Annotated in this window: 7 protein-coding genes; 1 reads left to right on the top strand and 6 read right to left on the bottom strand. The window is 72.1% G+C overall.

From position 1 onward, the window contains the following. Positions 1–143 precede the first annotated feature (143 nt). Complete coding sequence (locus OHA73_RS28540; protein WP_327656461.1) at positions 144–3938, top strand: multifunctional oxoglutarate decarboxylase/oxoglutarate dehydrogenase thiamine pyrophosphate-binding subunit/dihydrolipoyllysine-residue succinyltransferase subunit; 3795 nt, start codon at positions 144–146, stop codon at positions 3936–3938. Positions 3939–4019: 81 nt separating this feature from the next. Here the strand turns inward: OHA73_RS28540 and fxsT are convergent, their stop codons facing one another. The 6 genes from fxsT to OHA73_RS28510 form a co-directional block, all read right to left on the bottom strand. Further along, positions 4020–7031: an FxSxx-COOH system tetratricopeptide repeat protein gene (fxsT, locus tag OHA73_RS28535; RefSeq protein WP_327656460.1), complete on the bottom strand. Its 3012-nt coding sequence runs from the start codon at positions 7029–7031 to the stop codon at positions 4020–4022. 129 nt (positions 7032–7160) lie between these two features. Beyond that, positions 7161–8585, bottom strand: coding sequence for an aKG-HExxH-type peptide beta-hydroxylase (locus OHA73_RS28530; protein ID WP_327658540.1), 1425 nt, complete (start codon positions 8583–8585; stop codon positions 7161–7163). Continuing rightward, positions 8585–9775 carry an FxsB family cyclophane-forming radical SAM/SPASM peptide maturase gene (locus tag OHA73_RS28525; protein WP_266714010.1) on the bottom strand — a complete coding sequence of 397 codons (1191 nt, stop codon included), beginning with the start codon at positions 9773–9775 and terminating at the stop codon, positions 8585–8587. Before OHA73_RS28525 ends, OHA73_RS28530 begins: the two co-directional genes overlap by 1 nt. A gap of 151 nt (positions 9776–9926) precedes the next feature. Beyond that, positions 9927–10151, bottom strand: coding sequence for an FxSxx-COOH cyclophane-containing RiPP peptide (fxsA, locus tag OHA73_RS28520; protein ID WP_327656459.1), 225 nt, complete (start codon positions 10149–10151; stop codon positions 9927–9929). Positions 10152–10185: 34 nt separating this feature from the next. After that, positions 10186–13584 (bottom strand): SAV_2336 N-terminal domain-related protein, encoded by a 3399-nt coding sequence (locus tag OHA73_RS28515; RefSeq protein ID WP_327656458.1) that lies wholly within the window; start codon positions 13582–13584, stop codon positions 10186–10188. Between the two features lie 4 nt (positions 13585–13588). After that, positions 13589–14617, bottom strand: coding sequence for an AAA family ATPase (locus OHA73_RS28510; RefSeq protein WP_266714004.1), 1029 nt, complete (start codon positions 14615–14617; stop codon positions 13589–13591). Positions 14618–14778 lie beyond the last annotated feature (161 nt).

Raw genomic sequence — 14778 nt, 5'->3', positions numbered from 1 at the left:
CCATTTCCAGGCCCGAAACGCAACTTCCGGTGTGACTTACGTGACGGATGACCGGCCCGGTCTGCACGTCCCGTGGATGGAGGCGTAGCCTTTATTCCCGCTGTCCATCACCTTGTGAGAAGCGGAAGAGGGCGGTTACCGCCGTGTCGCCACAGTCCCCCAGTAACTCGAGCATCTCCACCGAGACCGACCAAGCCGGGCAGGGTAAGAACCCTGCGGCCGCGTTCGGACCCAACGAGTGGCTCGTCGACGAGATCTATCAGCAGTACCTCCAGGACCCGAATTCGGTTGACCGAGCCTGGTGGGACTTCTTCGCCGACTACAAGCCAGGTGCCGCGGCCGCGGGGGCCGCGACGACCCCGAAGCCGGCCGAGAAGCCCGCGGCCCCGGCCGCACCCGCAGCGCAGGCCCCCGCCGCGCCCGCGAAGCCCGCAGCCGCAGCTCCCGCACAGGCTGCCGCTCCGGCCCCCGCGAAGCCCGCCGCTCCGGCCGCGCCCACCGCGCCGAAGCCGGCCGCTGCCGCCACCCCTGTACCGAAGAAGGCTGAAGAAGTGACGACCGAGGCCCCTGCCGGCCCCGAGCTCGTGACGCTGCGCGGCCCCGCCGCCGCCGTCGCGAAGAACATGAACAAGTCCATCGAGGTCCCCACGGCGACGTCCGTGCGCGCGGTCCCGGTGAAGCTGCTGTTCGACAACCGCATCGTCATCAACAACCACCTCAAGCGGGCCCGCGGCGGGAAGATCTCCTTCACGCACCTCATCGGGTACGCGATGGTGCAGGCCATCAAGGCCATGCCGTCGATGAACTACTCCTTCCAGGAGAAGGACGGCAAGCCGACGCTGGTCAAGCCGGAGCACATCAACTTCGGTCTGGCCATCGACCTCGTGAAGCCGAACGGCGACCGCCAGCTGGTCGTCGCGGGCATCAAGAAGGCCGAGACGCTGAACTTCTTCGAGTTCTGGCAGGCCTACGAGGACATCGTCCGGCGCGCCCGTGACGGCAAGCTCGGCATGGACGACTTCACCGGTGTCACGGTCTCCCTGACCAACCCCGGCGGCCTCGGCACCGTCCACTCGGTCCCGCGCCTGATGCCCGGACAGTCGGTCATCATGGGCGTCGGCTCCATGGACTACCCGGCGGAGTTCCAGGGCACGTCCCAGGACACGCTGAACAAGCTCGGCATCTCGAAGGTCATGACGCTCACGTCGACCTACGACCACCGGGTCATCCAGGGCGCCGCCTCCGGCGAGTTCCTGCGCATCGTCGCGAACCTCCTCCTCGGCGAGGGCGAGTTCTACGACGAGATCTTCAAGGCCCTGCGGATCCCCTACGAGCCGGTCCGCTGGCTCAAGGACATCGACGCCTCGCACGACGACGACGTCACCAAGGCCGCCCGTGTCTTCGAGCTGATCCACTCCTACCGGGTGCGCGGCCACGTCATGGCCGACACGGACCCGCTGGAGTACCAGCAGCGCAAGCACCCCGACCTGGACATCACCGAGCACGGCCTGACGCTCTGGGACCTGGAGCGCGAGTTCGCCGTCGGCGGCTTCGCCGGCAAGTCGATGATGAAGCTGCGCGACGTCCTCGGCGTGCTGCGCGACTCGTACTGCCGCACCACCGGCGTCGAGTTCATGCACATCCAGGACCCGAAGCAGCGCCGCTGGCTGCAGGACCGCATCGAGCGGCCGCACGCCAAGCCGGAGCGCGAGGAGCAGCTGCGCATCCTGCGCCGGCTGAACTCGGCGGAGGCCTTCGAGACCTTCCTTCAGACCAAGTACGTCGGTCAGAAGCGGTTCTCCCTGGAGGGCGGCGAGTCCGTCATCCCGCTGCTCGACGCGGTCATCGACTCCGCCGCCGAGAACCGTCTCGACGAGGTCGTCATCGGCATGGCCCACCGCGGCCGGCTGAACGTCCTGGCGAACATCGTCGGCAAGTCGTACGCGCAGATCTTCCGGGAGTTCGAGGGCAACCTCGACCCGAAGTCGATGCACGGCTCCGGCGACGTGAAGTACCACCTGGGCGCCCAGGGCACCTTCACCGGCCTGGACGGCGAGCAGATCAACGTCTCGCTGGCCGCGAACCCGTCCCACCTGGAGACGGTCGACCCGGTCATCGAGGGCATCGTCCGCGCCAAGCAGGACATCATCAACAAGGGCGGCACGGACTTCACGGTCCTGCCGGTCGCCCTGCACGGTGACGCGGCCTTCGCGGGCCAGGGTGTGGTCGCCGAGACGCTCAACATGTCGCAGCTGCGCGGCTACCGCACGGGCGGCACGGTCCACATCGTCATCAACAACCAGGTCGGCTTCACGGCGGCTCCCGAGTCGTCGCGCTCCTCCATGTACGCCACGGACGTGGCCCGCATGATCGAGGCGCCGATCTTCCACGTGAACGGCGACGACCCCGAGGCCGTCGTCCGCGTTGCCCGTCTGGCCTTCGAGTTCCGCCAGGCGTTCAACAAGGACGTCGTCATCGACCTCATCTGCTACCGCCGCCGCGGTCACAACGAGTCGGACAACCCGGCGTTCACGCAGCCGCTGATGTACGACCTGATCGACAAGAAGCGCTCGGTGCGCAAGCTCTACACCGAGTCCCTCATCGGTCGCGGCGACATCACCCTGGAAGAGGCCGAGCAGGCGCTGCAGGACTTCCAGGGCCAGCTGGAGAAGGTCTTCACGGAGGTCCGCGAGGCCGTCTCGCACCCGGCCGCCGCCGAGGTCCCCGACCCGCAGGCCGAGTTCCCCGTGGCCGTGCAGACGGCGATCTCCCAGGAGGTCGTCAAGCGCATCGCCGAGTCCCAGGTCAACATCCCGGACAACGTCACGGTGCACCCGCGTCTGCTGCCGCAGCTGCAGCGCCGCGCGTCGATGATCGAGGACGGGACGATCGACTGGGGCATGGGCGAGACCCTCGCCCTCGGCTCGCTGCTCCTGGAGGGCACGCCGGTCCGGCTGTCCGGCCAGGACTCGCGCCGCGGCACCTTCGGTCAGCGTCACGCGGTCCTCATCGACAACAAGACGGGCGAGGACTTCACCCCGCTCCTCTACCTGTCGCAGGACCAGGCCCGCTACAACGTCTACGACTCGCTGCTCTCCGAGTACGCGGTCATGGGCTTCGAGTACGGCTACTCGCTGGCGCGCCCCGAGTCGCTCGTGCTGTGGGAGGCGCAGTTCGGTGACTTCGTCAACGGTGCGCAGACCATCGTCGACGAGTACATCTCGGCCGCCGAGCAGAAGTGGGGCCAGACGAGCGGTGTCACGCTCCTCCTCCCCCACGGCTACGAGGGCCAGGGCCCGGACCACTCCTCGGCCCGCGTCGAGCGCTTCCTCCAGCTGTGCGCGCAGAACAACATGACGGTCGCCATGCCGACGCTGCCGTCGAACTACTTCCACCTCCTGCGGTGGCAGGTGCACAACCCGCACCACAAGCCGCTGGTGGTCTTCACGCCGAAGTCCATGCTGCGCCTCAAGGCCGCCGCGTCGAAGGTGGAGGAGTTCACGACGGGCGGCTTCCGCCCGGTCATCAGCGACGAGTCGGTCACCCCGAACGCGGTCAAGAAGGTCGTCTTCGTGGCGGGCAAGCTGTACTACGACCTGGAGGCCGAGCGGCAGAAGCGCGGCGACACGGAGACCGCGATCATCCGCGTCGAGCGCCTGTACCCGCTGCCGGGTGCCGAGCTCCAGGCCGAGATCGCCAAGTTCCCGAACGCCGAGAAGTACATCTGGGCGCAGGAGGAGCCGGCGAACCAGGGTGCCTGGCCGTTCATCGCGCTCAACCTGATCGACCACCTGGACCTGGCCGTCGGCGCCGACATCCCGGGCGCCGAGCGCCTGCGCCGCATCTCGCGGCCGCACGGCTCGTCCCCGGCGGTCGGCTCGGCCAAGCGTCACCAGGCCGAGCAGGAGCAGCTGGTGCGCGAGGTCTTCGAGGCGTAAGGCCCCGGAGCCCAGCGAGCATGACCGAAGGCCCGGTCCCCTTTCGAGGGGCCGGGCCTTCGGCCTGCGTACGCGGCCGCGTCAGGTCGTCTGGGGCTCGAAGTCCCAGTGGGGGCGGTTGCGGGCGCGGGCCGAGATGGTGTGCACGTGCTGCTTGCCGAGCGTCGCCTCCAGGTCCGAGAGGGCCTCCTGCTCGATCTTCTCCGCCTGCCTGCGCTCCCGCAGTCCACGGAGGTCGGCCGCGTGCGCGATGCGCGCGGACAGGGTGAGGGGGTGGGTGCGGCCCAGCGTCTCGATGGCGCGTGTCACCGTGTCATTGCTGAGTTGGGCGGCGGACTCGGTGTCACCGACGAGGTTGCGCAGGGCCGAGGCGTTGACGGCGCAGCCCAGCGTCCAGGGGTGGTTCTCGCCCACCGCGGCGGTCATGTCGGTCAGGGACCGCTCGATGAGGTCGTGGGCGTGATCGCGCTCCCCCACGTTGCGCAGGATGAGCGCCTGGTTGGCGCGGGCCCCCGCGACGAAGGGGTGGCTCCCGGCGAGCGTGAGTTCGTAACGGGCGACGATGGCCTCGCTGAGCTCCCGCGCCTCGTCGATGTCCCCGTCCTCGCGGGCGAAGCAGCTCTGGGCGGAGGCGAAGACGAGGGTCCACGGGTGGGCCTCGCCCATCACTCGCTCACCGCGCTCCAGTACGCGCGCGAGGACGTGGCCCGCCTTCGCGCGCTCGCCCCTGCGGTAGTGGCAGAGCGCGAGGTTGTACTCGGCCTTGAGGGTCTGCGGGTTGCTCTCCCCCATCACGAGCCGGTTCTCGCGCAGGCTCTGCACCTGGTTCGACTCGGCCTCGTCGTACCGGCCGTTCAGCCTCAGGTCGATGGAGTAGGAGATCTGGGAGTCGAGCGTCCAGGGGTGCCGACCCTTCAGCAGGGTCCGCCGTGACTCCATGACCTGTCGGTCGATGTCGAGGGCCTCGGCGTAGGAGCCGAGCAGCCGCAGGGTGACGGCCACGTTGTTCTGCGCGTTCAGCGTGCGCGAGTCCTGTTCGCCGAGGAGCCCCTGATAGGCGGTCAGGATCCACCGGCACAGTTCGAGCGCCTCGTCGTAGCGTCCGAGGCCGCGCAGGTCGGCGGCGAGGCCGCTGGCGGCCCGCAGGTGCTCCAGGTCGTCCGGACCCCGCGTCTCCCGCAGGTGCTCGACCGCGGCGCGGTTGAGGACCTCCGTGCGCTCGTACTCACCGGCGGCGCGCAGCACGTTGACGTAGTGGAAGGACAGCTCCCAGATACGCGGATGGTTCTCGCCGAGCAGCTCCTGCCAGGCCTCCATGGCGCGCTCGCCCAGCTTGATGCCGGCCGTGTACTCGCCGGAGAAGTACATGTAGCGCAGGCAGTTGAGCACCAGGGTCTGGACGCCTGGCTCCTTGCTCTGCAGCACGTCGGCGTACTTCAGGTGCGGCGCGATCTCCGCGTAGCCGGGCCACAGGCGGGTGTCGGTGGGCCTGCGCGGGTCGGCGGCGGCCAGCGCCCGCCGCACGACGTCGACGAACTCGCGGCGGTCCGCCTCCGGCATGTCGGCGTGCACGATCTGGTGGACCATGCGGTGCAGGTACAGGGATTCCCCGGAGGCGGTCGCCTCGTCCGCGCCCGCCTCGTGGGACTCCAGGCGGACCACCGAGTACTGGCGCAGCTGGTTGATCGCCTTGTTCCACAGCAGGGGGTCGTTCAGCAGGCCCGCGACCTGTTCGGGCAGCTCGTCGCTGAGCATCTCCCGCAGCAGGCGTACGGGGATGAAGCCGGGCGCGAAGAACGTGCACAGCCGCAGCAGGTCGACGGACTCCGGGACGGTGTCGCGGAGCTTGTTCAGCAGTATCGACCAGGCGGTCTGGAAGGCGACGGGGAAGTCCGCCGACACCTTGACCACGTCCTGGTCGACGCCGCCGTCGAGGAGGCCGATGTACTCCTCGACCGACAGGTCCGAGTCGTTCAGCCAGCCCGCCGTCTGGTCGAGCAGCAGCGGCAGGTCCTCCAGGGCATCCGCCAGCTGGTCCGCCTCCGCCTCCGACAGCCGCGGAGCCCGCCGCCGCACGAACGCCACCGACTCGTCGCGCTGGTAGACCGGCACGTCGAGCAGCATGCTGTTGTGCTCGCTCCACTCCGGGTTGCGGGAGGTGATGATCACCTGTCCCGGTCCGGTGGGCACCAGGTCCCAGATCTGGTCGGGCTCGTCCGCGCCGTCGAGGATCAGCAGCCATCGCGCGTACGGGTCGCCCCGGCGCAGCGAGTCCCGGACCGCGCGCAGCCGCTCGCCGTACTCCTGGCCGGTCTGCAGGCCGAGTTTGGGCGCGAGTTCGGCGAGGCCGCGCCGGTAGGTGACGCGCTTCTCGGCGTTGACCCACCAGACGACGTCGTACTCGGAGCCGAAGCGGTAGACGTACTCGGCCGCGAGCTGTGTCTTGCCGACGCCCGACATGCCGTGGAACGTCAGCACGCCCGCGCCCGACTCGGCCGAAGTCAGCTTGTGGTACGCCTCGTTGAGGAGCGCCTCTCGGCCGGTGAAGCGTGTGTTGCGGCGGGGCACTCCGCCCCACACCTCGGGCATCGTCGCCGGGAACCGGGGGCCGCGCCGCGCGCCGGCGGCGGGCTCGGGCAGCGGGTCGGTCGGCAGGTCGAGCCGCTCGAGGAGTCGCCGCTCGGCCTCCTCGGCCCCCAGGTTGGTCAGCCCGACCGCCCCCAGCACGGGGGTGGCCGACGGCAGCGGGGACGTGGTCAGAGAGACGGCCGCGAACCGGGAGGGGTCGGGTGCGACGACCGCGCGCAGCGCCGCGTTCCACTCCTCGTGCGTGCGCGGGCCAAGCTGGAAGTACCACTCACTGACGATGATGAGGACCCGGCCCTCCGCCAGGCTCAGGTCCCGCAGCAGATCGACGAGCGGGGTCTCCGCCGGGGACTCCCAGCGCTGGTACACCACCCGCAGGCCGCGCCGCTCAAGACGGTCCCCGATCCAGGCCGCCCAGGCCCTGTTGAACCCGGCGAAGCTGATCGTGACCGTCCGCTTCCGGGCATCCCCCACGGTCGTCCCGACCGGCTTACGAGTTCCAGACATGCAGCGGCCTCCTGCGCGTAGTCGCAAAAAAATCGTAGGACCTCGGCGCGATGCTGGTAAGTGTCACACCGCCAACTACGCCTTGGTTCCAGGATCTTCGCGCAGCGGAACACCGGTCCGCCGACATCTTCACTCATTCGGACGGGTGGTCGAGGACTGTCGCTGCGTCCACAGGGTGCGGACGGCACTCACGTACGCCTCCGCGCGCGCCGTATGGCCACGTGGCGCGGGGTGCGCGTCCATGCGTTCGTACGCGACGACCATCTGGTCGACGAAGCGGCGCCCGCGCGCGGTCAGGTCGGGCGAGCCGACGAGCACCGGGAGCACGGCTCCCACCTGGACCCGGTAGCGACTGTACTGGGTCCAGGCGGACTCGGCGCGGGAGGGCACGGAAAGCGCCCGGCGCTGGAAGAAGTCGGCCAGTGCCAGATGCGCGTAGGCGCCCTGGAGGAGCCCGTCGTACGGTCGCGGGTCGGGGCGCCAGGGCGCGAAGTACCGGGCGCGGCCGTCACCTTGGTGGAGCACCACGGCGTCGCTCAGGGCGGAGAGCTTCGCGTGCTGGAGTTCGTGGACGACCGTTGCCGCGAAGGCGGCCGACGTGGGCGGGGTGCTGGTGAGCAGGGCGCCGAACGCCTCGCGCCGGGTGGCGCTGCAACCGCCCCGCGCCTCCGCGCCCGGCGGCATCTCCAGGGGCACGAGGCAGCGCAGCAGCGCCAGGGCCTCCGTCAGCCGGTGCGCGCCGCCCGTGCGCAGCACCGCGGCGGTGCCCGACCAGGCCATGAGCCAGCGTTTGCGTTCCGCGTCGTCCAGCGTCGTCGGACCGCTCTGGGTGCGATGGCGGGGCTCTGGTCCCGTGCGGTACGGGTCGAGGTCGTCCAGGGGCATGGGTGCGGCCTCGGGGGTCAGCCCGGGCAGCGCGTGGGCGGGCGTCCACGCGCGCGAGCCCGACCACGCGCCGAACCCGTTCTCCAGGAAGACGACGACGTCGGCGCCGCCGTGCCGACGCAGCCTCATCCAGCCGTCACGGGCGACGACTTCGACGTGCACGTCGTCGGACGGGGCGGTGCCCAGGCTGCCGAGGGACGGGAGGTTCAGGGTGCCGTCGTGGGCGGTCAGGCGCGTCGTGAAGGGGATGCCTGCGCGCGCGGCGGACACGGCGGCCAGCGCGCTGAAGTGGCCGAGGTCGAGGGCCAGTCGGCGCGCCTCGTCCGGCTCGGCGGAGCCCACGGCCCGGTCCAGGCCGCGCAGGCACCGCAGGGCCCACGGTCCGGTGAGCGGATAGCGGATCCGGTCCCGGGCCGAGGGCGCGCCCCGGGGCCCGGCCGACCGCGGCTTGTCCTCCGCCTCGGTCAGCAGCGCCCAGTCGTCCTTCAGCCGCGCCTTCTGCTCCGGGGAGCACACCCTCGGGTCCGCCGCGTCCGCCGCGTCGAGGAGGGCGCGGAGCAGCAGCAGGCGCCGGGTGTCCTGGTCGTGCACGAGGAGCGCGAGCGTGTCCGGGCCGCCTTCGGTCCGGCCGAGTTCGTCGAGGACCGGGTCCGGGACCTCCGAGAGCATCACGGGGTGCTCCTTTCGGGAGAGACCGGGACGGCCGCGGCGGGCGGCTCCGCGACCCGTGCGGCCACATGGCGGATGAACCGCTGCAGGTCGGCGCAGTACACGGAGGGGTTGCGGAATCCGCTGCCCGCCCGGTAGCGGTGCGCGTAGTGACCGCCTCCGCAGACGGTCAGCAGGGGGCAGGCCCGGCACTGTCCCGACAGTTCCGTGGCGGCCGCCTGCCGGGCGACCACCCCCGGATGCGCGAGGGCTTCGTCGAAGTCGTTGTCGAAGACGCCGAGGCCGGTCGCGGCCGCGCCCTCGTAGGCCGATTTCAGGGAGTCCACCTGCTCGATCGATCCGTCCGTCTCGACGACCACGGCGTCGAAGGGCGCGAGCCCCAGCGACTCCGTGGCCGCCGGAAGGCCGAGGAGCAGCGCGATGCACTCCTCGAAGAGGCGGATCCGTGTCTCCCGGCGCCCGGCCTCCCACCAGCGGTCGAAGACGGCGCACAGCCAGTCCCCGTGGACCGTTCCCGTGCTGTCCCAGTGCGGCGGCGGGTTCGTCCAGTTGCCGTGCGGCAGCAGCAGGTCCAGGGCGGGCGGTCCGAGGGCGAGCAGGGACTCGTAGGTCCCGACGGGGTCCTGCGCGGGGTCCACGACCGCGAGGATCCCGGCGAAGGACCGCGGGAAGCGCTCGGCGACCAGCCGTGCCCCGCGTGCGGCGGCGGGCCAGGAAGGGCGGCCCGCGTGGTCGACGCGGAGTGCGTTGCGCTCGGCGGTGCCCCCGTCGAGGCTGATGCCGATGCTGATGTCGTGCCGGGCCAGGGTCGCGAGGCTGCGCTCGTTGAGCAGCGTGGCGTTGGTCTGGACGGTGGCGCGGACCGTGCATCCGGCGGGTACCCGGTCGCGGACCAGATCGATGAACCGGCCGAGTGCGGCGGCGCCGGCCAGCAGCGGCTCGCCGCCGTGCAACACCACGGAGAGCGCCGTCAGTTGATGGGCGCGGGCGTGCTCGGCGATGCGGTACGCGGTGCGGTCCAGGACGGCGCGGGACGCGGCGGCGGGCCGGGTGCGCCAGGTGTGGTCCGGGCCTTCGTAGAGGTAGCAGTACCGGCAGGCGAGGTTGCAGCGGCCGTGGACCTTGACGATGAACTGCCGGAACGGAAACGGGGGTTCGGGCGCCGGACGGGGAGCGGTCTCTACGGACACACCTGCACCCCCATGTCGTACGCCCGTTTCAGGACCGCACTCGCAGGGAACCGCATACCGTCGCGGTCGCGGCCTCAAACGCGGTGCTTTCGAACTGTCCTATTCGGTGGACCACGCGACCGAAACCACGCAGCGCGGGTCCCGCGGCGCCTCAGGTGAAGGAGTTGTTCCACCCCCAGAGCGTTTCGCCGGGCCGCCCCGCGCGATCCCGTAGATCGGCCAACACCTCTTGAAGCACCGGGTGTTGAATGCTCGTCAGGTCCTTCAGGGCGAGCTGCGTCAGGTCGGGCAGCGACTCCTCCCCCTCCGCCCCCTCGGCGGCCTCCACCGGTTCGTCCTGTCCGTTCACAGCGTCCCCCTCGCGTTCCTTCGCCATCGGCTCACTGCACATCGGCTCATTGCAGTGCGGCTCATTGCAGCGCGGCCAGCCGTTCCGCCGTGTCGTGAGCCGTCGGAGCGCCTGCTCCCAGGCTGTCCTCCGGCAGCTTCGACCATCCCGCGCGTGCCGCCCGGTAGGACTCGCGCGCGGCTCGCGGGCGAGCCGCCGCCTCGTAGGACATACCCCGCCAGTGCTGCGCCTGCGCACCCAATTCCACGGCGTGCCGCCGCCGTTGGTCCGTCGCCGCGTCCTCCTCGGCCTCCCGGGCGCAGTCCGCCGCAAGACGGAACGCCTCCACGGCCTCGCCGAGACGGGCCGGACGGCCGAGGCTGCGGTACGCCTCGTACTGCACCTGCCCCAGCTCCAACCAGCACTGCGCCGCGAGGAGCGGATCGCCGGCCTCGGCCGCGGCGAGGCCGAGAAGGTGCTCGGCCTCGCGCAGGTCGACGCGGTCGGCACGCGCGCGGTAGCGGAGCATCAGCGCGCGGCCGAGGAGCAGCAGCCGGCCGGCCAGCTTGGGACTGCCCGCCGCCGTCTCGCTGCGGCAGTCCCGCAGGACGCGGATGGAGCGGGAGATCGACTGCGACTGCTGGGCCCGGGATCCCGACTCCAGCGCGGCGCGACGCAGCAGCGCCTCGCCCCATTCGGCGAGTACGTCGGCGTGGGCGGATGCCTCCCGCGGCATGCGCTGTGCGGCGCTCCCGAAGCTGTCGTCCGCTCCCTGGAGTTCGCGCGGGTCGCCCGATTCCTCGAAGCGCGCCACCCGGATGCGTCCGGCGCGCAGCAGCAGTCCGGCCCGCAGGCCCTGGTCCGCGGCGAGCGGCAGCGCCTCGTCGACGCGCGCCTGCGCCTCGTCCAGTGCGCCGCCCGCCGCGAGGAGCGCGTCCACCAGGTCGAGGACGATGCGCACACGCGGCAGGTGCGCGATCGCGTCGGCGTCGCCGTCGAGGCCCTCGCGCAGCGACTGTGCGCTCTGCTGCGCGTACCGGCGCGCCTGTTCCCTGTCGGACGTCACCCCGGAGAGCCGCAGCAGGACCCGCCCGTGGGCGAGCGGGAGTTCGGGCGGGTGGTGGTGACCCTGCCACGTATCGACGAACGCCTCCAGCATGCCGACCGCGCCCTGGAGCAGCGCGCTGTCACCACCGAGCCGCCACTGTGCCTCCATGGCGCCGACCCGCTCCAGGGTGAGCCGCAGCGCCTGCCCCTCCCGCAGGTCGGGCGCCGAGCAGGCCACCGCGTACTCCCGGTCGGCCCTGCGCAGCAGTTCCAGCGCGCCGTGCCGGTCGCCGCGGCGCCTGCGGTCCGTGGCGGCGGTGGAGAGCACGCGCGCGAGGACGGCACGTTCGCGCAGCGCGTGCGGGTGGGCGGCGGCGCGCTCGGCGGCCTGCTCGGCCTCGCGCAGCAGCTCCGCGCCGCCCTGCACCTCCCACAGGCGCAGCACACAGAGGGCGTACTCGGCCCACAGCTCGAAGTCCCGCTCCGTGGGCGTCTCGTGTTCGGTCGCACCGCGCAGCAGCTGCACGGCGTCGATGAGGTCCTGGACCATGCGCTCGTGGTCGAAGCGCGCGGCGAGCTCACGGGCCCGGGTGACCGCGGGGTGGGTCGGCGGTGTCTCCTGCGGCCCCGTGTGCCCCGGGCTCCCGTACAGCGCGAACTGTTCGGGCAGCGGCATGAAGCGCTCCAGGACCTGCGCGGCGACCTCCGCGAAGGGCTGCGGGACCAGGTCGGCGCCGCCCGCCCCGCCGTCCCCGTTCTCGCCCTCGACGGCGCCCGGCGGCCGGTAGCCGGTGCCGGTGGGGCGCGCCGTGCCGACGGCGTCGGCCGCCCCCGCTCCGCCGCCGTCGCCGAGCTGCGCCAGCGCAAGCGCCGGGAAGTTGGGGCCGCCCTTGCCGAAGCGGGCCTCGATGTACTCCGAGCAGTGCTTGAGGACCAGCACGGCCTCGTCCCTGCCGAGCGGACCGAGCAGCGACTCCTGCACGCCCCGCGCGAACTCGTACCACTGGACGCCGTCGCCGCCGTGCTCGTCCTTGGCCCGGGTGAGCAGCCCGCTGAGCAGCACCTCGGCCAGTTCGGAGGGGCCCGAGCCGGGCAGCATGGTCCGCTGCACCAGCTGCATCACCGGCAGGCACAGCGGGGCCGCCGCCAGGAACCCGGCGAGCCGGCTCGCGTCCGGCGATGCGGTGGAGCGGAACCGGCTGACCAGTTCGAGCACCGAGGGGCGCTGCGCCTGCCGCCCCGCCGACGCCCGCGGCTGGTCCGCCCTGACCCAGCCGACGGCCCCCGAAACCGGCCCCGCGCCGGCCCCCGACAGCAGCCGCGCCCAGGCGCCGAGTGCCACCGGCTCGGGCGGCAGGACAGGCACCGGGAGCGCGCCCGCGCGGGCCGCGGCCGGGGGCCCCGCCGTCGTCCGCACGCGCAGCGCGGCGGCGCCGCCGAGACCCTCGCCGCGGGTCAACTCACCGTAGGAGACAGGCAGTCGGGTCCGGTTCCACATGCGCTGCGGCAGCGGCTGGAGCACGGCGACGGGGGCCTGCCGCGCCAGCTGGTGCAGGAGTCGGTGGGCGCGGCCGCTGCGCCACAGCGGGCCCGCGCAGTCGCTGACAAGGATGGCGACCTGGCGCCCCGACGGGTCGCTGAGCCGGTCGGTGGAGTGCAGGGGCGCCGCGTACAGCTCGGGGCTGCGGCTGACGGCGGCCTGCGCGTCGGGGCCCTCGTGCAGATAGCTGACCTGGATGTCCGAGAAGGCGCCCAACTGGCCGAAGACCCGCTCCAGTTCGCCGAACATCCGGTCCCACACGCGCATCGACGAGGAGGCGTCCATCACGAGGTGCAGCCGCGCGTCGGCACGGGTCACCGCGCGGAACACCGGCAGCACGAGGCCGCCCGCGCGCGCGGTGCGCTCCGCGGTCGCCGTCTCGTCGAGCACCGAGCGCAGCGGCGGAGCGGCGCTGCGATAGCCCTGCAACGGGCGCAGTGCGCGCTGGAGTTCGAGCGGGGCAGGGAACGCGGGCGCCGCCGGGACGCCGACCGGGAGCGGGGCGGTGCGGCCTCCGCCGCGCGCGCGGCCACCACCGGCGCGCGGCACGGGGTACAGGGCCACCCGCCGGTCACCGCTCGCGTCGTACGCCTGGGGTGTCGGCCCCTCGGGCTCGCTCTCCGGGGGCGTGGGAGGCGGGGTGGCCGGCAGCGGGGCCGGCCGCGGCAGCTCGCGGGCGGGCCGCCCGCCCGGCGCCGCTTCCGTCTGCTCCGCGGGCTGCTCGGGGCGGCGGGCGTACCGGGCCAGCCACAGCGCGTCGCACAGTCCTTCGGCGTCGGGGTCGAGCCCCACCTGCCGCAGCCTGGCGACGAGTTCGGAGACCGGGTCGCCGCCCTGGCTTCCGGGTTCCGAGGGCGAACCGGGACCCTGACGCGCCGTCGCGTCCGGAGTCACCGCTTCACCTCGGGCGGTCGAGTCGCTGGATCAGGAGGTCTGCGAAGGATTCGCGGCTGGTGGGGGCGGCCGCGTCGGTCAGGTAGATCGCGTTCAACAGCTGGTCGGTCGCGAGGAGTTCGCTGCGGGAGCGCTCCAGGAACCGGTTGATCAGATCGTCGCCCGCGCGTGCCGCCTCGTCGCCGAGGTGGGCGCGTACGAAGGTGGCGAGCCGGTTGTGGTCCGGCCTGCCGAGTTCGAGGTGGATGCAGCGGCGCATCAGCGGGGCGGGGAAGTCGCGCTCCCCGTTGCTGGTGAGCACCACGAACGGAAAGGCGTTGCAGCGCACCCGGCCGTCGCGGACGCGGACCTTGACGCCGTCGGCGGTGAGCACCTCGGCCTCGCCGTCCGGTAACCGGTCGGCGACCCGCTCCAGTTCGGGTATCGCGAACTCGCCCTCCTCCAGCACGTTCAGCAGGTCGTTGGGGAGGTCGATGTCGCTCTTGTCGAGCTCGTCGATGAGCAGCACCCGCGGCGTCGGCGACGCCAACAGCGCGGTGCCCAGCGGCCCGAGCCGGATGTAGCTACCGATCCCCTCCACCGCCCCCGGCGATCCGCCCGCCGAGCCGAAACCGCCCTGCGCCGCGATCTGCACGTCCTGGAGGCGGGCGATCGCGTCGTAGTGGTAGAGCCCGTCCTGGAGCGTGGACCGGCTGACGATGGACCACCGCAGTACGTTGCCCAGACCCAGCTCGTACGCCACCGAGTGCGCGAGCGTGCTCTTGCCCGCGCCGGGGCTGCCCGTCACGAGCAGGGGGCGGCGCAGATACAGCGCCGCGTTGATCATTTCGAGCTCTTCGGCGCCGGGCCTGTGCAGCTCCGCCAGGTGCCGGTGCGCGCCGAGCCTGCGGTCCTCCGATCCGTCGCCCGCGGCCGATTCGTCGGTGGACCGCCCCGAGAAGTCGCGCCAGGGCGGCGGCGGGGGCAGACGGTCGAGGCCCTCGTGGGGTTCGCCGGCGCCACGGTAGATGAGCCACTCACTGGATTCGGTCATGGTCCGGTCCTCGTCGTCACTCGTCCAGCAGGGCAGCCGAAGGGACGTGCCTCACGGTATCGATGGTTCGTGGCGCTGGTAAGGGCTCCGTGGAGAGCTGGCCTGAAGGGCCCTTCTGAGGCGGGGCAGTTGGGCCTCGTGGCGATCTTCGGGCCGACCGG

This window comes from Streptomyces sp. NBC_00483 (assembly GCF_036013745.1).
Lineage (GTDB): Bacteria > Actinomycetota > Actinomycetes > Streptomycetales > Streptomycetaceae > Streptomyces.
The sequence above is the reverse complement of the archived record's forward strand: the minus strand, read 5'-3'. Positions and strand labels throughout refer to the sequence as shown.